This window comes from Caulobacter sp. 17J65-9, from assembly GCF_010975005.1.
Lineage (GTDB): Bacteria > Pseudomonadota > Alphaproteobacteria > Caulobacterales > Caulobacteraceae > 17J80-11.
The window spans coordinates 29,815-49,914 of the sequence record NZ_JAAIVC010000011.1; the positions used below are offsets into that span (position 1 = coordinate 29,815).

18 protein-coding genes are annotated in these 20,100 nt (G+C 71.6%); 10 read left to right on the forward strand and 8 right to left on the reverse strand.

Annotated features, from left to right (window positions below):
• Window positions 1–71: 71 nt before the first annotated feature.
• Both G3573_RS03635 and mfd read left to right on the forward strand, forming a co-directional pair.
• Window positions 72–371 carry a succinate dehydrogenase assembly factor 2 gene (locus G3573_RS03635; protein WP_163259486.1) on the forward strand — a complete coding sequence of 100 codons (300 nt, stop codon included), beginning with the start codon at window positions 72–74 and terminating at the stop codon, window positions 369–371.
• Window positions 372–377: 6 nt separating this feature from the next.
• Entirely contained in the window at window positions 378–3,854 is a 3,477-nt protein-coding gene (gene mfd, locus G3573_RS03640) for a transcription-repair coupling factor (RefSeq protein WP_163259487.1), read from the forward strand.
• 130 nt (window positions 3,855–3,984) lie between these two features.
• Here mfd and G3573_RS03645 read toward each other — a convergent pair whose 3' ends face one another.
• The 3 genes from G3573_RS03645 to G3573_RS03655 form a co-directional block, all read right to left on the reverse strand.
• Complete coding sequence (locus G3573_RS03645) at window positions 3,985–4,458, reverse strand: cupin domain-containing protein (protein ID WP_163259488.1); 474 nt, start codon at window positions 4,456–4,458, stop codon at window positions 3,985–3,987.
• A 69-nt stretch (window positions 4,459–4,527) separates the two neighbouring features.
• A complete protein-coding gene (locus G3573_RS03650; RefSeq protein WP_163259489.1) occupies window positions 4,528–5,178 on the reverse strand; it encodes a DsbA family oxidoreductase in 651 nt (216 codons plus the stop codon).
• A gap of 15 nt (window positions 5,179–5,193) precedes the next feature.
• Complete coding sequence (locus G3573_RS03655) at window positions 5,194–6,519, reverse strand: diguanylate cyclase (RefSeq protein ID WP_163259490.1); 1,326 nt, start codon at window positions 6,517–6,519, stop codon at window positions 5,194–5,196.
• A 126-nt stretch (window positions 6,520–6,645) separates the two neighbouring features.
• Here G3573_RS03655 and G3573_RS03660 point away from each other — a divergent pair, with 126 nt between their 5' ends.
• Together G3573_RS03660 and G3573_RS03665 are read left to right on the forward strand one after the other, a co-directional pair.
• The gene (locus G3573_RS03660) at window positions 6,646–7,776 is read left to right on the forward strand and encodes a CaiB/BaiF CoA-transferase family protein (protein ID WP_163259491.1); all 1,131 of its coding nucleotides are present in this window, start codon (window positions 6,646–6,648) and stop codon (window positions 7,774–7,776) included.
• An 85-nt stretch (window positions 7,777–7,861) separates the two neighbouring features.
• Window positions 7,862–8,779, forward strand: a complete 918-nt coding sequence (locus G3573_RS03665) for a YihY/virulence factor BrkB family protein (protein ID WP_346427339.1) — start codon at window positions 7,862–7,864, stop codon at window positions 8,777–8,779.
• Here G3573_RS03665 and G3573_RS03670 read toward each other — a convergent pair.
• Window positions 8,742–8,996: a sulfurtransferase TusA family protein gene (locus tag G3573_RS03670; RefSeq protein ID WP_163259492.1), complete on the reverse strand. Its 255-nt coding sequence runs from the start codon at window positions 8,994–8,996 to the stop codon at window positions 8,742–8,744. The two genes, G3573_RS03665 and G3573_RS03670, sit on opposite strands and share 38 nt — an antisense overlap.
• A 36-nt stretch (window positions 8,997–9,032) precedes the next feature.
• On the opposite strand from G3573_RS03670, the gene G3573_RS03675 reads away from it, so the two are divergent.
• The 3 genes from G3573_RS03675 (at window position 9,033) to G3573_RS03685 (ending at window position 11,831) form a co-directional block, all read left to right on the forward strand.
• Window positions 9,033–9,677 (forward strand): hypothetical protein, encoded by a 645-nt coding sequence (locus G3573_RS03675; protein WP_163259493.1) that lies wholly within the window; start codon window positions 9,033–9,035, stop codon window positions 9,675–9,677.
• Window positions 9,678–9,750: 73 nt separating this feature from the next.
• Window positions 9,751–10,638 (forward strand): Ku protein, encoded by an 888-nt coding sequence (locus G3573_RS03680; protein WP_163259494.1) that lies wholly within the window; start codon window positions 9,751–9,753, stop codon window positions 10,636–10,638.
• Between the two features lie 104 nt (window positions 10,639–10,742).
• Window positions 10,743–11,831: a S41 family peptidase gene (locus G3573_RS03685; RefSeq protein WP_163259495.1), complete on the forward strand. Its 1,089-nt coding sequence runs from the start codon at window positions 10,743–10,745 to the stop codon at window positions 11,829–11,831.
• A 9-nt stretch (window positions 11,832–11,840) separates the two neighbouring features.
• Here G3573_RS03685 and G3573_RS03690 read toward each other — a convergent pair whose 3' ends face one another.
• Both G3573_RS03690 and G3573_RS03695 read right to left on the reverse strand, forming a co-directional pair.
• Window positions 11,841–12,614: a pseudouridine synthase gene (locus G3573_RS03690; protein WP_163259496.1), complete on the reverse strand. Its 774-nt coding sequence runs from the start codon at window positions 12,612–12,614 to the stop codon at window positions 11,841–11,843.
• 59 nt (window positions 12,615–12,673) lie between these two features.
• Window positions 12,674–13,393: an exonuclease domain-containing protein gene (locus G3573_RS03695; RefSeq protein WP_163259497.1), complete on the reverse strand. Its 720-nt coding sequence runs from the start codon at window positions 13,391–13,393 to the stop codon at window positions 12,674–12,676.
• Between the two features lie 110 nt (window positions 13,394–13,503).
• Here G3573_RS03695 and G3573_RS03700 point away from each other — a divergent pair, with 110 nt between their 5' ends.
• Window positions 13,504–13,788 carry a hypothetical protein gene (locus G3573_RS03700; protein ID WP_163259498.1) on the forward strand — a complete coding sequence of 95 codons (285 nt, stop codon included), beginning with the start codon at window positions 13,504–13,506 and terminating at the stop codon, window positions 13,786–13,788.
• A 246-nt stretch (window positions 13,789–14,034) separates the two neighbouring features.
• Here the strand turns inward: G3573_RS03700 and mnmH are convergent, their stop codons facing one another.
• A complete protein-coding gene (gene mnmH / locus G3573_RS03705) occupies window positions 14,035–15,105 on the reverse strand; it encodes a tRNA 2-selenouridine(34) synthase MnmH (RefSeq protein WP_163259499.1) in 1,071 nt (356 codons plus the stop codon).
• 60 nt (window positions 15,106–15,165) lie between these two features.
• On the opposite strand from mnmH, the gene selD reads away from it, so the two are divergent.
• Window positions 15,166–16,206 (forward strand): selenide, water dikinase SelD, encoded by a 1,041-nt coding sequence (gene selD / locus G3573_RS03710; RefSeq protein WP_163259500.1) that lies wholly within the window; start codon window positions 15,166–15,168, stop codon window positions 16,204–16,206.
• Window positions 16,207–16,213: 7 nt separating this feature from the next.
• On the opposite strand, the gene G3573_RS03715 is transcribed toward selD, so the two are convergent.
• The gene (locus G3573_RS03715) at window positions 16,214–18,775 is read right to left on the reverse strand and encodes a calcium-binding protein (protein ID WP_163259501.1); all 2,562 of its coding nucleotides are present in this window, start codon (window positions 18,773–18,775) and stop codon (window positions 16,214–16,216) included.
• A 310-nt stretch (window positions 18,776–19,085) separates the two neighbouring features.
• On the opposite strand from G3573_RS03715, the gene G3573_RS03720 reads away from it, so the two are divergent.
• Window positions 19,086–19,874: a hypothetical protein gene (locus G3573_RS03720; RefSeq protein WP_163259502.1), complete on the forward strand. Its 789-nt coding sequence runs from the start codon at window positions 19,086–19,088 to the stop codon at window positions 19,872–19,874.
• The last annotated feature ends 226 nt before the right edge of the window (window positions 19,875–20,100 follow it).

Here is a 20,100-nt window from a genome sequence, read left to right on the forward strand (position 1 = left end):
GCGAGCATAGCTGGCGATCCACGCTTAGGGGCGCTATCTCCCACGCTCGATCTCGCAAGGTTATTCCGTTGATGTCCGGGCCCGAACACGCCGTCCGCCTGAAGAAGCTCACCTTCCGCGCCTGGCATCGCGGCATGCGCGAGGCGGACCTGATCCTCGGGCCGTTCGCCGAACAGCACCTGGGCGGGATGTCGGACGCCGAGCTCGACGAGTTCGAGGCGCTGATGGAAATCCCGGACACCGACCTCTACGCCTGGATCGTCGGGCAGAAGCCCGTGCCGGCCGAGCACCAGAGCCCGCTGTTCGAACGGATCCGCGCGTTCCGCTTCGAGGCCCGCGGCGCCGTTTCGCCCGAGCGCTGGGGCGGCTGAGGACCTATGGCTGATCTGAAACGCATCGCTCAGGCCGACGGCGGCCTCGAACTGGTCGGCGCGCCGGAGGGCTTCGACGCCCTGGTCATGGCCGACGTCGTGCGCACCCGGGGCGGCGTCACCGCCTTCGTGGCGCGCGACTACGCGCGGGCCAACGCCTTCGAGGACGCGCTGCGCTTCTTTGCGCCGGACCTGCGGGTGCTGCGCTTCCCCGCCTGGGACTGCCTGCCCTACGATCGGGTCAGCCCGTCGCCGGGCCTGGCGGCCCAGCGCATGGCCGCCCTGGTCGAGCTGTCGCGCCGCGATCCGGCCGACAGGAAGGCCCTGCTGGTGCTGACCACCGCGCCGGCCCTGATGCAGCGGGTGCCGCCGCGCGACGCGATCAAGGCCGCCTCCTACCAGACCAAACCGGGCCGCGAGGTCGACGTCGCGGACCTGGAGAAGTACTTCGCGGTCAACGGCTACCAGCGCGCCTCCACCGTCTCTGAGCGCGGCGAGTACGCCATCCGCGGCGGCGTCATCGACGTCTATCCGCCGGGCGCCGAGGAGCCGGCCCGCCTGGACCTGTTCGGCGACACGCTGGAATCGATCCGCGCCTTCGATCCGGAGAGCCAGCGGTCCACGCGCCAGCTGACCGAGATCGACCTGCTGCCGGTCAGCGAGGCCCTGCTGGATCCAGCCGCCATTTCGCGCTTCCGCCAGAACTATCTGGAGACCTTCGGCGCGCCCGGCGACGACCCGCTCTACGCCGCGGTCAGCGAGGGCGCGCGCCGCCAGGGCTTGGAGCACTTCCTGCCGCTGCTCTACGAGCGCCTGGAGACCGTGTTCGACTACCTGCCGGCCAAGGCGCTGGTGGCCCTGGACCATCTGGCGGCCGAGGCGCGCGACGAGCGCCTGGCCATGGTCGCCGACGCCTACGAGGCGCGGGTGGCGACCTCCAAGACCAAGGGCGGGGGCAATTACCGCGCCCTGAAGCCCGAGGCGCTCTACCTGACCGCCGGGGAGTGGGACGCGCGCCTGGCCGAGCGGCCGTCGCGGCGCTTCAGCCCGTTCCAGCGCGAAGGCGCCGAGGGCGTCGTCGACCTGGGCTCGCGCCTGGGTCGGACCTTCGCGGCCGAACGCCAGCAGGACAGCGTCAACCTGTTCGAGTCCGTCGCCGACCACGCCCGCAAGCTGGCCGGCGAGGGCAAGCGCGTGCTGTTCGCCTCCTGGTCGGACGGCTCGTCCGACCGCCTGGGCGCCATGCTGGGCGACCACGGCCTGAAGGACGTGCGCGCGGTCCCCAACTGGATCGACGCCCGCGCCTCGGATCCGAAGAAGCCGCTGCGGGTGGTGCTGCCGATCGACACCGGCTTCGTCACCGACAGCCTGGCGGTCCTGTCCGAGACCGACATCCTGGGCGACCGCCTGGCGCGCCCGCGCAAGCGCCGCCGCGCCCAGAACTTCCTGGCCGAGGCGTCCTCGCTCTCGACGGGCGACCTGGTCGTGCACATCGACCACGGCATCGGCCGCTACGAGGGGCTGAAGACCCTCTCGGTCAACGACGCCCCGCACGACTGCCTGGAGCTGCAGTACGGCGGCGAGTCCAAGCTGTACCTGCCGGTCGAGAACATCGACCTTTTGACCCGCTACGGCTCGGACTCCGAGGGCGTGATCCTCGACCGGCTGGGCGGCGCCGCCTGGCAGGCCCGCAAGGCCCGCGCCAAGGAACGGCTGCGCGAGATGGCCGACGGCCTGATCAAGATCGCCGCCGCCCGCAGCCTGAAGACCACCGAGGAAGTGCCCACGCCACAGGGCGTGTTCGACGAGTTCTGCGCCCGCTTCCCCTACGAGGAGACCGAGGACCAGCTCAACGCCATCTCCGACGTGCTGGAGGACCTGTCCGCCGGCCGCCCGATGGACCGGCTGATCTGCGGCGACGTCGGCTTCGGCAAGACCGAGGTGGCGCTGCGCGCCGCCTTCGTCATGGCCATGAGCGGCCGCCAGGTGGCGGTGGTCTGCCCGACCACGCTGCTGGCCCGCCAGCACTTCAAGACCTTCTCCGAGCGCTTCCAGGGCTGGCCGGTGAAGGTGCGCCAGCTGTCGCGCATGGTCACCACCAAGGACGCCAACGAGACCCGCAAGCAGCTGGCCGCCGGCGAAATCGAACTGGTGGTCGGCACCCACGCGGTGCTGGCCGAACAGGTCAAGTTCAAGGACCTGGGCCTCGTGATCGTCGACGAGGAGCAGCACTTCGGGGTCAAGCACAAGGAGAAGCTCAAGGAGCTTCGCGCCGGCGTGCACATGCTGACCCTGTCGGCCACGCCGATCCCGCGCACCCTGCAGATGGCGCTCTCGGGCATCCGCGAGATGTCGATCATCGCCACCCCGCCGGTCGACCGCCTGGCGGTGCGCACCTACGTCACGCCCTACGATCCGGTGGTCGTGCGCGAGGCGCTGCTGCGCGAGAAGTACCGTGGCGGCCAGGCCTACTACGTGGCGCCCCGACTGACGGACCTGCCGAACCTGGAGAAGTTCATTCGCGAGCAGGTGCCCGAGGTGAAGGCGGTGGTCGGCCACGGCCAGATGACCCCGACCCAGCTGGAAGACGTGATGAGCGCCTTCTACGACGGCAAGTACGACGTGCTGCTGTCGACCACCATCGTGGAGTCCGGCCTCGACATCCCGACGGCCAACACCCTGATCGTGCACCGGGCCGACATGTTCGGCCTGTCGCAGCTGTACCAGATCCGCGGCCGGGTCGGTCGTTCCAAGCAGCGCGCCTTCGCCTACCTGACCACGCCGGTCGACAAGCCGATGACGCCGGGGGCGGAGCGGCGGCTGAAGGTGCTGCAGTCGCTGGACAGCCTCGGCGCCGGTTTCCAGCTGGCCAGCCACGACCTGGACATCCGCGGCGGCGGCAACCTGCTCGGCGAAGAGCAGTCGGGCCACATCAAGGAGATCGGCGTCGAGCTGTACCAGCAGATGCTGGAGGACGCCGTGGCCGAGCTGCGCGAGGCCGGCGGCGAGGACCTGTCCGACGCGCGCGGCTGGTCGCCCCAGATCAACGCCGGCGCGGCCGTCCTCATCCCCGAGGAGTACGTGCCCGACCTGAACGTGCGCCTGGCCCTGTATCGCCGCCTGTCCGAGGCCGAGAACCTGGGCGACCGCGAAGCTCTGGCGGCCGAGCTGATCGACCGCTTCGGCCCGCTGCCGGAAGAGGCCGCCCAACTGCTGAAGGTGGTCGGCGTGAAGGGACTGTGCCGGCAGGCCAATGTCTCGAAGATCGACGTCGGGCCGAAGGGCGCGGTGGTCACCTTCCGCAACGACACGTTCTCCAACCCGATGGGCCTGGTGCACCTGGTCCAGAAGAACGCCGTGAACTGGAAGATCCGCCCCGACCAGAAGATCGTCGTGAAGGGCGAGTGGCCGACCCCGGAAATGCGCCTCAGCGTCGCCGAGAAGATCGTCGGCGAACTGGCCAAGGCCGCCAAGGCGGCGTGACGCGTCTTTTCCCTCCCCTTTATGGGGAGGGTGGTCCCGAAGGGACCGGGTGGGGAAACCTCGATGCTTCCCCACCCAGGCCGCTTCGCGGCCGGCCCTCCCCATAAAGGGGAGGGAGAAGTTTGGTCCGCTACTTCTTCTTCCGCGGATCGTCGGCGGGGTTCACGTAGGTGATGTCGAACGGCCCGGTGCTGTTGATCTGCACGACCGACTCCTCATCCGCCCAGGCGTAGTGGTGCATGCCCGCCTGCAGGGTGAAGAAGCTGCCCGGCGGAAGGGCCTGGGCCTGCGCGCGGTCGGCCTTGGCGCCCATGCCGAGGTGGAACTGGCCCGAGAGCACGGTGATGGCTTCCATCGACGGGTGCGAGTGGGCGGGGATGTGATAGCCCTTGGGCAGCTTCAGCCGGATGACGAAGGGTCCGGCCTTGCTGGGGTCGCCGTAGAGCACCGCCGCCTCGGCGCCGGGCGGCAGGGACGGGGGCGCCGGTCCCCATTTGAGGTCCTGCGGCCTCAGGACGACGTCCTTGCCGTGCGACTGGGCCAGGCTCGCGCCGGCTGTTCCGCTGGCGAGCGCGACTGCGAGACAAAGGGTGGCGAGTTTCATGCGGACCGCTCCGGCCGGCTTCTGACGCCGCTACAACCGGGTGTCGGGCCGCCCTGATCCCTCCGCGCCTCAGGCGGCGGCCAGCTCCAGCGCCTTGTCGATGGCCAGCACCAGGCCTTCCGGCCGCTCGGCCCCCGACACCGCCAAGCGGCCGCCGAAGATGAAGAACGGCACGCCGGTGACGCCCATGCGCGCGGCCATCTCGTACTCGCGGGTGACCAGGTCGGCGCCTTCGCCGGACTTCAGCCACTCCAGCATGCCCTCGCGGTTCAGGCCGGCCTGGGCGGCCACGTCGGCCAGCACCTCGACGTCGCCAATGTCGCGCAGCTCGGTCCAGTAGGCGCGGAACAGCAGGGTGGTCATCAGCGCCGCGTCGCCGCTGGCGCGGGCCCACAGCAGCAGGCGATGCGCGTCCATGGTGTTCGGGATCTTGGCGACCTCGCGCAGCTTCATGTCGAGGCCGGCGGCGCTGGCCATGTCGGCCAGGCGGTCGTGCACCTCGTCCAGGCGGGCCTTGTCGGGGAACTTGGCGGCCAGATGGGCGGCGCGGTCGCGGCCCTCCGCCGGCGTGCTCGGGTCCAGCTGGAACGGCCGCCAGGTGATCGCCGGAACGACGTCAGGGCGCTGTTCCAGGGCGAGCTGCAGGTGACGCCAGCCCACATAGCACCAGGGGCAGACGAGGTCGGCGACGAAGTCGATGGTCAGCGGCGTCTTGGTCATGACCCGCTAGATGGATTACCCGGCGCGCCGCTGCAACGTCTCTGCGGCGGCGCGTTCCAGCGCCTGGGCCGGGGTCTCGCCCGGCAGCAGCTGGGCGGTGCCCACCTCGAACTCGGCCACGAAGGGCGCAAGGCCGGGGCCGGCCTCGAAGGCGGTGCAGCCGATCACCGCGGCGATCCGCTCGCCGACCAGGCGGGCCGCGCCCTGTGCGGTGGCGGGCAGGGCCAGGGCGAACACCTCCGGCGCCAGGCGCGCGGCGGTGTCTTCTGAGCGCACCAGGCGCGAGATCATCGAGCCGATCTGCGGCATGGCCTTGTCCAGCCAGCCGTCATCGCGGGCGCGGGTGACCTCGGGCCGGTCGGCGACCTTGAGCAGGCAGACCGACAGCGGGCGGTTGCGGCCGCGCGCCGCCGTGGTCAGCTTGGCCAGATGGGCGGCGAACAGGTCGCGCGAGAACAGGCCGGTGGCGGAATCCATGAGGCCCGAGCCGCGGGCCTTGTCCAGCGCCTCGCGCACGCCGATCTGGCGGCGATAGGCCTTGGCCAGGGCGACGATGCGCTGGGCGGTCTGCATCTCCGGCACGTTCGGCCCGGCGATGTCGGTCACGCCGCGGTTGAACACCTCGGCCAGGTCCAGCTGGTCGGGCGAACGGACGTAGAGCAGGTTCGGCACGTGGTAGAGGCGCGTGTTGCGCCGCATGCCCGACGCGATGGCCAGCGCCTCGCCGTGGTCCTCGCCGCCCCACAGCACTACGGCGTCGAACGGCCGGTCGTGCATGTAGTCGAAGGCGGTGTAGGGGGTGAAGGCGCCCACGACCTCGGCGCCGCACTGCTGCAGGGCGTTGGCCAAGGCCAGGAACTTCGGGGCCGGATCGCCGACGGTCAGGACCTGCACCGGGCGGGCCTGCTCCTGCGGGGAGGCCAGCGGCGCGTCGCGCTCGGTGAAGGTCTCCTGCCGCAGCTCGAACTCTTCCTCGGCGACGGCCGTGCGGACCAGCTGCTCGAGACGAAGCGCGATCTGCACCGGGTGCAGGGGCGGGGCCAGTTGCAGGTCGTAGGCGGTCGGGTCCAGCGGCGCGGCCGGCACGCCGATCGCCATCACCGGAATGCGGCGCGGGGCGCAGGCTTCCTTCAGCCGCCGGCCGAAGTCGTACAGCTCCGGCTCGTGTCCGGCCACGTCGACCACCGCGGCTTCGATTTCCAGATCCTGCAGCGCCGCCACGGCCGCGAACGGCCCCGAGGCGGTCACGGTGCTCCAGCCCAGCCGGTCGAGCCCCTCGGCGAGGGGGCCGGCCAGACCGTCGTCGGACGCCACGATCAGAACCCGCGCGTTCAGCGCCACCCCTAAATCCCCCAGGCCTCCGCGGCCTGACTGCGGGCGGCGGTGAATCTGCTATGGCGCACACTACAGGCGCGCGCGGGTCCCGCAAGCGCGCCAATGGGTTAAGGGGGACGAATGGAGCCGCGCGTGCGATCGGGACCGCTGACCGGCGTCCGGGTGCTGGAGTTCGCGGGCCTGGGGCCTGCGCCGTTCTGCGGCATGCTGCTGTCCGACCTGGGCGCCGACGTGGTGCGCATCGACCGCAAGGGCGGGGCCAGCCTGCTGGGCCGGTACGACGTGACCGCGCGCGGTCGCCGCTCCGTGGCTTTCGACCTGAAGCAGCCGGCCTCGATCGAGGCCTGCCTGCAGCTCTGCGAACGCGCCGACGCGCTGATCGAGGGCTATCGGCCCGGCGTCATGGAACGGCTGGGGCTCGGGCCCGACGTGGTCCTGGGGCGCAATCCGAAGCTGGTCTATGGCCGCATGACCGGCTGGGGCCAGAGCGGGCCGCTGGCTCCGCGGGCCGGCCACGACATGAACTACCTGGCGCTCACCGGAGCGCTGCACGCCATCGGCACCGAGGACAAGCCGGTGCCGCCGCTGAACCTGGCGGCCGACTACGGCGGCGGCGCGCTGTACCTGGCCTTCGGCCTGCTGGCCGGCGTGATCTCGGCGCGCGAGACCGGGCGAGGGCAGGTGATCGACTGCGCCATGACCGACGGCGCGGCCTCGCTGATGTCGGTGATGTGGGGCCTGAAGGCCGCCGGCATGTGGCGCGACGAGCGGCGCGCCAACCTGCTGGACGGCGGCGCGCCCTTCTACGACACCTACCAGTGCGCCGACGGCGAGTGGCTGTCGGTGGCCCCGATCGAGCCGCAGTTCTTTGCGGTCCTGCTCGAGAAGACCGGCGTTTCCGACGTGGACCCGGCCCGGCAGAACGACCCGTCGGCCTGGCCCGACCAGCGCGAGCGCCTCGCCGCCCTGTTCCGCACCCGCACCCGCGACGAGTGGCGCGCGCTTCTGGAGGACACCGACGCCTGCGTCGCGCCGGTGCTGTCCATGGCCGAGGCCCCGGCGCATCCGCACAACCTGGCCCGCGAAACCTACGTCGAGCGCGAGGGAATCGTGCAGCCGGCCCCGGCGCCGCGCTTCTCCGCCACCCCGGGCGCGATCCAGGGACCGCCGCCCGAAATCGGCCAGCACACGCGCGAAGCTTTGCTGGGTTGGGGATTCGATCCGGCTGACCTCGATCGGCTCGCCGATCAAGGGGCGATTTGACCAGTATTGGGACGCTTCTTGGGCGTGTAAGGCTTCGCCGTCGCCGAAAAGCTTGTAGATTTCGGTGAGGGAACGGAGAGGCTTGGTGGCGATCGTCAGCCGCGAAAGGGCGCAGGCCGGTAGGCGCTGGCTGGGCGTGGTGGGCCGCGCCTTAGGCCGTCTCTGGGGCCGCGACGTCATGCTCTACGTCGGCGGCGTGTCGTTCTTCGCCCTGCTGGCCGTGTTCCCGGCCATGGTCCTGCTGATCGGCCTCTACAGCCAGATCTTCACGCCCGCCCAGGCGGCCGACCAGGCCGCCGCCCTGTCGCACATCGTTCCCGCCGGCGCCCGCGCGATCTTCGAGAGCGAGCTGACCCGGCTGACCCAGACGTCCGTGCGGACCGCTTCGGCCCAGAGCGCATTCGCGGCGATCATCGGCGTCTACGCCGCCCATCGCGGGGTGAAGGCCCTGCTGGCCGGCCTGACCTTCATCCACGACGAGGAAGAGCCGCTCGGCTTCGTGCGCTTCAACGTGCTCGTCTTCGTCGTCGCCATGGCCGCCTTCGCCCTGTTCACGGTGGTGACGGGCGCGATCGTCACCGCGCGTGTGGTCAAGAAGATGACCGAGACCGCGCCGCTGCAGCATGTGCTGCCGTTCGACAGCGAGTGGTTGTGGGCCGGCGCGGGCCTGGCGTTCGGCCTGACCGCGCTTTATCGCTACGCCATGTCCCACAGCGGCAAGGTGGTCTGGCCGGCGGCGATCACCGGCGGCGTGGCGGCGACCCTGCTGTCGACGGGCGCCTCGGTGGCCTCGGCCTTCTACGTCGACAAGGTGGTCGTGCTGGGCGCGACCTACGGTTCGGTCGGCGCGGTGGTGGTGTTCCTGATCTGGCTGTCCTGGAACGTGAACGCCATCTTCCTGGGCGGCGCGCTGGCCACCGAGGTCGAGATCGCGCTCGACGCCTACCAGGCCGAGGCGCGCGGGGTCAGCCTGCAGCCGGCGGAACAGGTCGTCTCACCGTAAAGGCAATCGCGCGGCCTTCCTCGCGCGTCTCCACCAGTTCGAAGCCGGCCTGCCTCGCGAAGTGCGGCACGTCCACCCGCGCCATAGGATCGTCGGCCAGCAGGGTCACCAGGCCGCCGGGCGGGGTGGTCTCCATCGCGCGGCGCAGGCGAAGGGTCGGCGCGGGACAGCGGTGCCCGCGGGCGTCGACCAGGGTGGGGGAGGGCGATTCAGTCACGCTCTTCCCTTAACCGAATCCGGCCATGGTGCGCACATGGACCCGAGGTCGCGCCGCTTCCTGAACGTTTTCGCCGCCGCCGTGGCGCTGGCCGCCCTGGCCGCGCCGGGCCGCGCCCAGGCGCCGCGCATGGCGCCCGACTTCTACATGACCGTCGCGGTCGCCGGCTTCGAGCGACCGATGGAGGTGCGCCAGTCGGGCCTGAAGCGGCGCACCGACGTCGCCACCGGCGCGGTGGTGCAGACCTTCATCGCCGACCGCACCCGCGGCGTGCTGACCGTCATGACCGCGGCCGGACGCCGGCGGCTGGCCATCCTGTTCCCGCTGCCGCAGCAGGAGGCCAATGCGCCGCTGCCGCTGGACATGTCCATGTTCGCCGAGGCGCGGCTGAACCGGGTGGGCGCGGCCAACGTCGCCGGCCGGCCCTGCACGGTCTGGCGCTATTCGGGCTATGTCGGCTCCAACGGCACCGCCTGCGCCACCGCCGACGGCGTGGTGCTGCAGTTCAAGCCGGACGGGCGGCGCACGCCGCTGTTCCAGGCCACCGCCATCACCTTCGCGCGCCAGGATCCCACCTGGTTCAACGTGCCGCCGGACTACCAGATGGCGGTGCTGCCGGGCGTGGGCGGCAATGCGCCGGCCCTGCGCGCGCCCGCGGCGCCGGCCGTGCCCGCGCGCTGAACGAAAGCCCCGCCGCGGACGTTTCCCGGTCGAGAGCGGCGCCTGGCCGCGGCTTGACGGAAAGGAAGCGGAGATGCCCGCCGCGCGTCCCACCTGGCAGGGGCACCTGCGCCTCTCGCTCGTGACCTGCCCGGTCGCGCTGTATCCGGCCACGTCCCGGACCGCCGACATTTCCTTCCACCTGATCAATCCGCAGACCAACAACCGCATCCGGATGATCACCACCGATCCGGACACCGGCCCGATCGAGCGCTCCAGCCTGGTGAAGGGCTACGAGTTCGAGAAGAACCAGTACGTGCTGTTCACCCCCGACGAGCTCGACGCGGTGAAGATCGAGAGCACCAAGGTCATCGACATCGAGCGGTTCGTGGACCTGGCCGACATCGACCGCCTCTACTGGAACGACCCGTACTTCCTGGTGCCCGACGGCAAGATGGCGGCCGAGGCCTACGCGGTGATCCGCGAGGCGATGAGCAAGTCCGAGCGCGTGGCCCTGGGCCGGGTCGTGCTGCACTCGCGCGAACGGCTGGTGGCGCTGGAGCCGCGCGACAACGGCCTGGTCGCCTACACCCTGCGCTCCCATGACGAGGTGCGCGACCCCGCCAGCGTGTTCGACAGCATTCCGGAGGCCAAGGCCCCGGCGGCCATGGTCGAGATCGCGACGAAGATCATCGAGCAGTTGGAAGGCCCGTTCGAGCCGGAGATGTTCCGCGACCGCTATGAGGACGCCCTGCGCGACCTGATCCAGTCCAAGCTGAAGGGCAAGGCCAAGACCATCACCGCGACGGAGCCCGAGGACACCGAGGTCGACGACCTGATGGCGATGCTGAAGCAGAGCCTGCAGCGCTCGTCCTCGACCGCGCGCCGCCCGGCCGCCAAGTCCAAGGCGGCCGCCGCGCCCAAGCGCAAGCCGCCGAGCGAGCCCGCCCGCCGGGCCAGCGGCGGCACGCGCAAGCGTTAGTCGCATTTTCATCGCATCGCCGAGGTTTGTCGCGGCTTGGTCGTGATCGGATTGCGCCAGCGCGGCCGGCGGCATGAAGTGGCTCCACTGCCAAGGAGCAATTCATGCGTCGCCTGCTGCTGGCCGCCGGCTCGGCCCTGATCACCGCCTGCGCCGCCGTTCCGGCGCCCGCCCAGACCCCCGCCCAATCCGCCCCGGCGCAGCCGGCCGCGACGGCTCCGGCTCAAGCGCTGGACGCCGCCGAGCGCCGCCAGGTGGTGGAACAGCTCGCCGCCAAGCTGGACAGCGATTTCGTCTACGCCGAGGTCGGGTCGCGCTACGCCGCCACGCTGCGGTCCAACCTGGCCGCCGGCGCCTATGACGGTCTGAGCGATCCGGCCGCCTTCGGCGACAAGGTCACCGCCGACCTGCAGGCCGTGTCCAGGGACGGCCACCTGCGTCTGGCCCTGATGAGCGCCTTCACCGCGCCGCGCCCGGCGCCGGCCGCGGTCGCGGCCGCGCCGGTCAGCACCCGCCCCAGCGGCCCGCCCGGCATGGAAGAGGCGAAGATGATCGGCGACGTCGCCTATCTCCGCTTCAACATGTTCCCGCAGGACCCGGCCGTGGCCGAGGCGGCGCGCGCCTTCCTGCTGGCCCACGCCGACGCCAAGGGGGTGATCATCGACGCGCGCCCGCACCGCGGCGGCGGGTTCGAGGTGATGAACGCCATCCTGCCGCTGCTCTATCCGGAGCGCACCGCGCTGGTCCGGCTTGAGACGCGCGCGGGCCCCGAGGCCGAGGACCCGGTCGTCGACGGGAAATACTTCATCCAGCAGCCGTCGGCCCCCGCGGTCGTCGTCTGCGACCACGTGATCACGCCCGACAAGGCCGAGACGCGCCTGCAGCACGTTCCGGTCTACTACCTGACGTCGGGCAAGACCGCGTCGGCCGGCGAGCACCTGGCGCTGGCTTTCAAGCGCACTCATCGCGCCGTCCTGATCGGCGAGACCACCCGTGGCGCCGGCCACAGCGGCAGCCTGCAGCCGATCGGTGACCGCTTCGCCGCCTTCATCCCGGTGGGCCGGACCTTCGATCCCGACACCGGCTGGGACTGGGAAGGCAAGGGCGTCACGCCCGACGTCGCCGTGCCGACCGACCAGGCCCTGGACGAAGCCCTGAAGCGGCTGGCGGCGACCGGGGTGAAGACGAGCTGAGGCGCTTGGCTAGCGGCCCTGGCTCCCGGCGATCAGCGCCGCGCGCTCCTCGCCGGTCAGCGGCCGCCACATGCCTTCCGGCAGGTCGCCCAGGTTCAGCGGGCCGACGCGCACGCGGTGGAGGTCGACGACGCGCAGGTCGACCAGCTCGCACATGCGCCGGATCTGTCGGTTGCGGCCTTCCTTCAGCAGGAAGCGCAGGCGTTGCTCGCCGATCAGGGTGACCTTGGCCGGTTTCAGCTTGCGGCCGTCCAGCTCCAGGCCGTGGCGTAAGAGGCCGATCTTGCGCTCGGTGATCGGTCCCGAGACCCGGACCAGGTATTCCTTGTCCAGTTCGGAGGTCGGTCCGATCACCGCCTTGGCCACCACGCCGTCCTCCGAGAGGATCAGCAGGCCGCGGGAATCCAGGTCCAGCCGGCCCACCGGGGCCAGCTTGTGCTCGAAGCCGGGGATGACGGCGCTGTCGCCCCACAGGGCGGCCCTGGTCAGCAGCTTCACCGCCGGGATCTGGCCGTGCTCGGGCTGGCCCGAGACGTAGCCGGTCGGCTTGTGCAGCATCACCGTCAGGCTGGATTCCAGCTTGGACGCGCCGGCGTCGGCGAGCGTCAGGGTCTGGCCGGGCTCGATCTTGCGGCCCGGGTCGGTGACCGTCTCGCCGTCGATGGAGACCAGCCCCTGGGCGATCAGGCCCTCCGCCTCGCGCCGCGAGCACACGCCGCTCTGCGCCAGCCATTTGTTGACGCGTTGCGGTTCGGCTTCGTCGTAGCGGCGGGTCCAGGCCATGGTGCTTCCGGAGCGGTGAGGGGGCTTCCGTCTAGGGCCGCCCTCGTCGTTCGACAAGCTCAGGCCGCCGGCGCCTCGACCAGGCCGCGCTGTTCCATCTCCTGGCGGGCGCGGGTCAGCACGTCGGCGTTCATGTCGGCCTGGGTCAGCATCCAGCGCAGGTAGTCGGAGGGCACGGCCGTCCAGGGCTTGCCGCGGTGCTTTCCGAACGGGACGACGTGCAGCTCGCGCGGCGCCTCGGTCCAGGCCAGCATGTCCTCGACGGAGGCCGCGGCCAGCAGGTCGATCAGGATGTGGGCGGTGACCCAGGCGTCGGGGCCTGCCCGGTGCGGCGGCATGGCCAGGGCCGGGTCGAGCCGCAGGCCCCGCCAGTAGCGCAGCACCTGGTTGGAAAAGCCCGGCGCTTCCGGCCAGGCGCGCTTGGCCGACTTCACCGTGCAGATCCACGGCACATCTTCGGTCACCGCGGGCGTGATGAAGCCGCGCTCGAAACTGGCGTTATGGGCGACGAGCGCATCGGGCCGGCCGCCTTCCCAGACCAGTTCGCGCAGGAGCTCCGCGCTGCAGCTGGCCATATCGGCCGGGAAGTCGTCCGGCGTCAGGTGGTGCACGGCCATGGCGTGGACGGTGATCTCGCCCAGCGGCCGCAGCAGGCGGGTGCGGGGAAGCTCGGCCCGCACGCCGTGCTCGTCGGTCACGACGTCGACCACGCCCACCTCGATGATCTCGGCCTCCGGGCCGCCGGCGGTGGTCTCGATGTCGATGACGCGAAGTCTCATGTACGGGCTCGGGCGCGAATCCGGGGAAGTCCCGCCAGCATATAGGCGTTCGCGCCGCGTCAGGATCGGACGTATTGACCGCAGCCCCCGGCTCAGGCGAGGAGCCGCCTATGGCGAGCGGATGGATGATCGGGGTGATGGTCGAACGGCCGGGCGAAACCGGCTTCGTGCGGCACTACTACGCCGTCGGCCAGGAGGACCGGGCCCGGGCCGAGTGGGCCGCGGTCGACGCCGCCCTGACGCTCGGGCGCATCGCCACCAGCCCGGTCGACGGCTGGGAACCTGTGCAGGCGGTCGATCCCCTGCCGCCCAAGACCGTGCAGGCGCTGGGCCTGCGGCCCGGCCAGATCCGCGCGCTGGGCGACAAGTGGCCCCGCCGGTGGCTGGGGCGGTGAGGCAAAATCCTCCCCCGAGCGAAGCGGTGGGGGAGGGGGTGACGAGCGCCGGCCTGCACGGCAGGCCGGATGCGATCGACAACGATTTGTCGATCGCCGCGAAGAACGCCCGCGCCTAGGGCGCGGGCTGGGCGAAGCGGTGGAGGGGGCTCCAGCGGAGCGAGCCCTCGCAGCTGCGCCGTCCCGCCAAGACGAGCCCCCTCCACCACGCTGCGCGTGGTCCCCCTCCCCCAGAGGGGGAGGACATTAGGCACGCCACCCGTCCACCAACCCCGCCACCGCGTCGGCGGCACGTTCCTGCGAGCCTGGATCGAGGGTGGGCAGGGTGACCACGCCCAGCCGCGGCCGCGCGTCCTCGCGGCTGGAGCGGCGGTAGGCGGGGTCGTAGTGGGCCTCGATCAGCGCCTCGGCCAGGGCCGAGAAGGCGCGCGTGTCGGCCAGCTCCCGCCACTCCGCCAGGCGTTCGCGGCTGTGGTGGCGGGGCAGGCGGGACAGCGCCGCGTACAGGGCGGCCTGATCCTCGGCCAGGTCGCGATAGGTCTGGGCCAGATAGGTGGCGCGTTCGGCGGTCGGCGCGCAGACCTCGATCCGCGGCGCGGCCTGCATGGCCCGCCACAGCACCGGCGGCAGCATGATCTCGCCGATCTTGCTGGATTCCGCCTCGACCAGGACGGGACGGCTCGGGTCCAGCCGCTCCATGGCTTCGAGCAGCCGGCTCTCGAACAGCTTCTGGCCGGGCTGGGGACGGCCGGGCAGGGCGCCCAGCAGCGAACCGCGGTGCGCGGCCAGGCCCTCCAGGTCGAGCGTCTGCACGCCGCGCTCGGCCAGGCGGCCCAGGATCTCCGTCTTGGCCGTGCCGGTGCCGCCGTCCAGCAGGACCAGCTTCGGCGCGGGCGCCTCGCCGTACAGCCGCTCGGTCACATGCCGCCGCCAGGTCCGGTAGCCGCCGACCAGCAGGGTGGTGCGCCAGCCGACCTGCGAGAGGATGGTGGCCATGGCGTGCGAGCGCTGGCCGCCGCGCCAGCAGTAGACCAGCGGCTGGAAGCCGCTCGGACGGTCGGCCAGGGCGCCGTCCAGGTGGGCGGCGATGTTGCGCGCCACGTGGGCCGCGCCGAGGCGTCGGGCCCGGAACTTGGACTCCTGGACGTAGATGGTCCCGACCTCGGCGCGCTGGGCGTCGTCCAGCACCGGCAGGTTCTCGGCGCCCGGCAGGTGGTCCTCGGCGAACTCGCCGGGGCTGCGCACGTCGATCACCGCGTCGAAGCGCGAAAGCGCGGCGGTGTCGATGGTCTCGAGCCGGTGGATGGTGTCGGTCATTCGGCGCAGCTATAGGCCGTTTGCGGGCCGCGCGCAGCCTTGGGCCCGGAGGGAAATCCGATGACCGAAGCGCCCCGTCTGACCTCGCTCGCCCACGGCGGCGGCTGCGGCTGCAAGCTGGCGCCTGCGGTGCTGCGCGACATCCTGGCCGGCATGCCCGCGGCGGCGGCCTTCCCGAACCTGCTGGTCGGCACCGAGACCTCGGACGACGCGGCCGTGTGGCGGCTGAACGACGAGCAGGCGCTGGTGGCCACCACCGACTTCTTCATGCCGGTGGTGGACGATCCCTACGACTTCGGCCGCATCGCCGCGACCAACGCCCTGTCGGACGTCTACGCCATGGGCGCCAAGCCGATCATGGCGCTGGCCATCGTCGGCATGCCGGTGAACGTCCTGCCGGTCGACGCCATCCGGGGCATCCTGGCCGGCGGCGCCTCGGTGTGCGCCGCGGCTGGCGTGCCGATCGCCGGTGGCCACTCGATCGACAGCGTCGAGCCGATCTACGGTCTGGTGGCGCTGGGACTGGTGCATCCCGACCGGGTGCTGACCAACCGCGGCGCGCGGGCCGGCGACGTGCTGATCCTGACCAAGCCGCTGGGCGTGGGCGTGCTCAGCGCCGCCTTCAAGAAGGGCGAGCTGGACGAGGCCGGCTACGCCGCCCTGATCGACACCACCACCCGGCTGAACGCCGTGGGCGCGGAGTTGACCGAGATCGCGGGCGTGCGCGCGGTCACCGACGTCACCGGCTTCGGCCTGCTGGGCCACGCCCTGGAGATGGCCCGCGGCTCGGGCCTGACGGTCGAGCTCGACGCGGCCGCCGCTCCCTTGATCACGGGTGTCGAGGTTATGGCCCGGGCCGGCGTGCGCACCGGCGGCGCGGTGCGCAACTGGGCCAGCTACGGCGACTTCGTGCGGGCCGAGGGGCTGGACGACTGGCGGCGCGATCTGCTGTGCGATCCCCAGACCAGCGGCGGCCTGCTGATCGCGGTCGCGCCCGAGCGGGCGCAGGCCGTGCTGGCCCTGGCGCGCGCCCGCGGCTTCGGCGCCGCGGCCGCGGTCGGGCGAGTGCTCGAAGGAGCGGCCGAGGTGCGGGTGCGGTAGCCCGCGCCTACAGCCAGTCGCCGAAGCTGTCGTTCGGCTGCGGTCCGGCCAGCAGCACGTCCTCGGGCCGAAGCATGTCGGCCCACACGCCGTGCAGCACGACCGTCGTCCCCTCCAGGCGAATGAACAGGTCGTCGCCCTTCTGGACGAAGGCGGTCTGCGACTGCTCGAACGTCATGTCGCCGAAGGCCGTCAGGTCCAGCAGGTCGCCGCCCGGCCCGCCGGCCCCCTGGAAGTCGTCGATGGTCGCCGAGCCCGGACCGTCGATCACGAAGCGGTCGTTTCCGGCGCCGCCGACCAGACGGTCGGTTCCGCCGCCGGAGACCAGCACGTCGGCCCCCGCGCCGGCCATCAGGACATCGTCGCCGAGCCCGCCGTCCAGCCAGTCGTCGCCGCCGGCGGCCGACAGTTCGTCGTTCCCGGCGCCGCCGTACAGCCGGTCCTTGCCGTCCGAGGCGCCGAGGTGGTCGTTTCCGTCGCCGCCGTCGAGGACCGCGGCGCCGGTCCCGCCGGAGATCCAGTCGTCCCCGCCCATGCCCCAGATGGTCTCGCCCTGGCCGGCGCCGTAGATCGCGTCGGCGAACGCCGTGCCGCGGACCTGTTCGACGCCGACGAAGGTGTCGCCGGCCGCATCCCAGTCGCCGTAGCCGCCACGCAGATGGATGAACACCGCCCGGGTCGAGCCGGAGTAATCCACCAGGTCGACACCCGAGCCGCCGATGAAGCGGTCGGCGCCCGCGCCGCCGACCATCACGTCGTCGCCCGCGCCGCCGTCCAGCATGTCGTCGCCGGCGCCGCCCTCCAGCCGGTCGGCGCCCCCGCCAGCCGACAGTTCGTCGTTCCCGGCGCCGCCGTACAGCCGGTCGTTGCTGTCCGACGAGATCAGGTGGTCGTTTCCGTCGCCGCCGTCGAGCACGGCCGCGCCGCTACGGCTGTAGAGCCAGTCGTCCCCGCCCATCCCCCAGAGGGTCTCGTCCAGGCCGTCGGCCCCGTAGATCGTATCGGCGAAGGCGCCGCCGCGGACCTGCTCGATCCCGACGAAGGTGTCGCCGGCCGCGTCCCCGCCGCCTGCGCCTTGCATGTCGACGACCACCGCCTGGGCCGAGCCGGTGTAGTCCGCCGTGTCGACGCCTGAGCCGCCGAGGAAGCGGTCGGCCCCGGCGCCGCCGACCAGCACGTCGTCGCCCGCGCCTCCGTCCAGCACGTCGTCGCCGGCCCCGCCGTCGAGGGTCTCGCCCGCGTCCGTGCCGGTCAGCCGGTCGGCGAAGGCCGAGCCCGCCACCCGTTCGACCGAGACCAGGTCCGCCGTCTTCATGGCGAACACCACGCCCTGGGCCGCGCGGGCGAAGCTGAAGGTGTCGAAGCCGTCGCCGCCGTCCAGCCGGTCAAACCCGCCGCTCGCGTACAGCACGTCGTCCCCGGCGCCCCCCATCAGCACGTCGTCCTGGTCGCCGCCGTCCAGCGCATCGTTTCCGTCGCCGCCGCGCAGGGTGTCGCGGCCCTGGCCGCCCAGCAGTTCGTCCGCGCCCGCGCCGCCGTCGAGGGTGTCGTCCTGGCCGCCGCCGTCCAGCGTGTCGTTTCCGTCGCCGCCGCCGAGGGTGTCGCCGCCGAGGCCGCCCAGCAGGAGGTCCGCGCCCGCGCCGCCGTCGAGAGTGTCGGCCTGGTCGCCGCCGTCCAGGAAGTCGTCACCCTCTTCGCCGGAGAGCCGGTCGCTGGCGTCGCCGCCCCAGATTCGGTCGGCGCCCGCGCCGCCCTTCAGGTCGTCCCAGTAGTACGAGCCGTAGATCAGGTCGTCGCCGTCGCCCCCGTCGGCCAGCGAAGCATACGCTGCGGGAAACGGGCTGCCGTCGACTTCGGAGTCCCCGCTTGTCCCAAGGCTGCGCCCGAGCCGCAGGACGTCGTCGCCGCCACGGCCCAGCAGGACGTCCTGGCCGAACACGCCCTCCAACACCTCGTCGGCGTCGCCGCCGGCCAGCACGTCGTCCCCTTCACCGCCGATCACGTGCTCGATCGACACCAGGGTGTCGCCGTAGGCTGCGCCACCGGTGACGCCGGTCAGGAGGTCGACGTAGACCGGGTCTGGTCGGCCGGTGTGGTACTCGATCGTGTCGAACCCGTCGCCGCCGTCGAACAGGTCCCAACCGCCGCCGTCGCCGACACCCCAGAAGAAGTCGTCGCCACCGCCGCCGTACATCCGATCGTCGCCGCCGCCGCCGATAAAGCGGTTCGCCTGATCATCGCCGATCAGCAGGTCGGCGCCGCCGCCGCCGTAGAGGTTTTCGATCCCGACCAGCACGGCCGTGGTCACCCCGTTCGAGGCGTATCCCTTGGTCAGATCGAACACGACGGCGCCTACGCCGTCGTAGTAGACGCCGTCGATACCGTCGCCCCCGTCGAGCAGGTCGTCGTCACCGGTCCAGCGGAGCACGTCGTTGCCGGCCCCGCCGAGAAGATCGCTGCGGGCTTCCGTTCCGACCATCAGGTCGTCTTCCGGGCCGCCTGCAGCCGGAAAGTCGGTTCCCTTGGGCAGCGAGGGCGAAGGCGAGGGCAGGTCGGCGAGCGAGCGCATGGGCGTCTCCGATCGAACGGCGCGGTTCGCCAGAGCATGCCGTCGCGGCAAAAGAGGCGAACCCGCTTCCACCGCAGCGCTGTCCGGCTTCGTCGCAGACGCCTGGGCCGCAGGGGCCTGTCGCTCAGGCGGTCGCGGCGGGGGCCGAGGCCATGGCGCGAGCCCATCGGCGCTCGCGTGGCGAGGCAACGTTTCGACGCAGGAATGTCGGACTTCGTCGAGTCTGAGCTGCCTAGCCTGGCGACAGCTTCACTATTCCGCCCCGGATGTCGGCGCCGTTGGGGCGGTCGACGATACTTCGGGGGAACCAGTGAAAGTCACGCTGCTCGCGACGGCCGCCGCCGCCGTTCTGTTCGCCGCCGCGCCCGCCATGGCCGACGAGGTCGTCGCCCACGTCGACGCCGGCTACAGCCTGCACAACTGGGACTTCGAGGACGGCGACAGCGCGGACAACACCGACCTGTCGCTCGGCGGCGGTTTCGCCACCACCTTCGACAACGGCCTGATGCTGCAGGGCGACGGCCGGCTGAACCACTACACGTGGGACGGCGACGAGGAATCCAACAGCTTCGGTTACGCCGCCGTGCACCTGGCGACGCGCAACGACCAGTACGCCTTCGGCGCGTTCGCGGGCGAGCTGGGCTATTACAACAACAGCGGGCTGATGGGCGGGGTCGAGGGCCAGGTCTTCCTCGAGCGCGCCACCCTGTCCGGCTCCCTCGGTTATGCGCAGGTCGACGACTGGTTCGCGGACGTTAAGGGCTGGAGCGGCCAGGCGGCCGCCAAGTACTTCGTCAACGACAACTTCTCGGTGGACGCTGCGGTCGGCTACGGAGACTGGGACGCCTGGTCGGAGTTCAACAACTGGAACGCCAGCGTGACCGGCGAGTACAAGTTCGCCGGGTCGCCGGCCAGCGTTTACGCCGGCTATCGCCACGACGAGAACAGCTACGACGACGACGACGGCATCGCCATCGACACCTTCACGGTCGGCGTGCGCCTGGCCTTCGGCGCGGAGACCCTGCGCGATCGCGACCGCCACGGCGCCAGCCTCGCCGGCGCCAAGGCCATGGCGGACGACTTCGTCCACTACTACTGAGGCGTGCGCGCCTGACCTGGACTACGACGGCCCCGGAGATCCTCCGGGGCCGTTTTCGTTGAAGGTTCTCGTCTTTCGTCCGTCATGTCGGCATGCTCGGCGGTGAGCGGCGGGAGCGAGGGATGGGCCTGTTCGACTGGCTGGCCGGCGGGGCGAAGCCCGCGGCGCGGCGCGAGGCGGCGGCGCTGGACGCCGTGACGTCCGCGCGCGAGGGGCTGGCCGGGCG

Bases quoted from the DNA above. Each gene is read 5' to 3' on its own strand.
- selD (WP_163259500.1), top strand. From the start codon at position 15,166: ATGACCGAAGCGCCCCGTCTGACCTCGCTCGCCCACGGCGGCGGCTGC.
- mnmH (WP_163259499.1), bottom strand. From the start codon at position 15,105: ATGACCGACACCATCCACCGGCTCGAGACCATCGACACCGCCGCGCTT.
- G3573_RS03715 (WP_163259501.1), bottom strand. From the start codon at position 18,775: ATGCGCTCGCTCGCCGACCTGCCCTCGCCTTCGCCCTCGCTGCCCAAG.
- G3573_RS03645 (WP_163259488.1), bottom strand. From the start codon at position 4,458: ATGAAACTCGCCACCCTTTGTCTCGCAGTCGCGCTCGCCAGCGGAACA.
- mfd (WP_163259487.1), top strand. From the start codon at position 378: ATGGCTGATCTGAAACGCATCGCTCAGGCCGACGGCGGCCTCGAACTG.
- G3573_RS03680 (WP_163259494.1), top strand. From the start codon at position 9,751: ATGCCCGCCGCGCGTCCCACCTGGCAGGGGCACCTGCGCCTCTCGCTC.
- G3573_RS03700 (WP_163259498.1), top strand. From the start codon at position 13,504: ATGGCGAGCGGATGGATGATCGGGGTGATGGTCGAACGGCCGGGCGAA.
- G3573_RS03675 (WP_163259493.1), top strand. From the start codon at position 9,033: ATGGACCCGAGGTCGCGCCGCTTCCTGAACGTTTTCGCCGCCGCCGTG.
- G3573_RS03695 (WP_163259497.1), bottom strand. From the start codon at position 13,393: ATGAGACTTCGCGTCATCGACATCGAGACCACCGCCGGCGGCCCGGAG.
- G3573_RS03635 (WP_163259486.1), top strand. From the start codon at position 72: ATGTCCGGGCCCGAACACGCCGTCCGCCTGAAGAAGCTCACCTTCCGC.
- G3573_RS03650 (WP_163259489.1), bottom strand. From the start codon at position 5,178: ATGACCAAGACGCCGCTGACCATCGACTTCGTCGCCGACCTCGTCTGC.
- G3573_RS03690 (WP_163259496.1), bottom strand. From the start codon at position 12,614: ATGGCCTGGACCCGCCGCTACGACGAAGCCGAACCGCAACGCGTCAAC.
- G3573_RS03685 (WP_163259495.1), top strand. From the start codon at position 10,743: ATGCGTCGCCTGCTGCTGGCCGCCGGCTCGGCCCTGATCACCGCCTGC.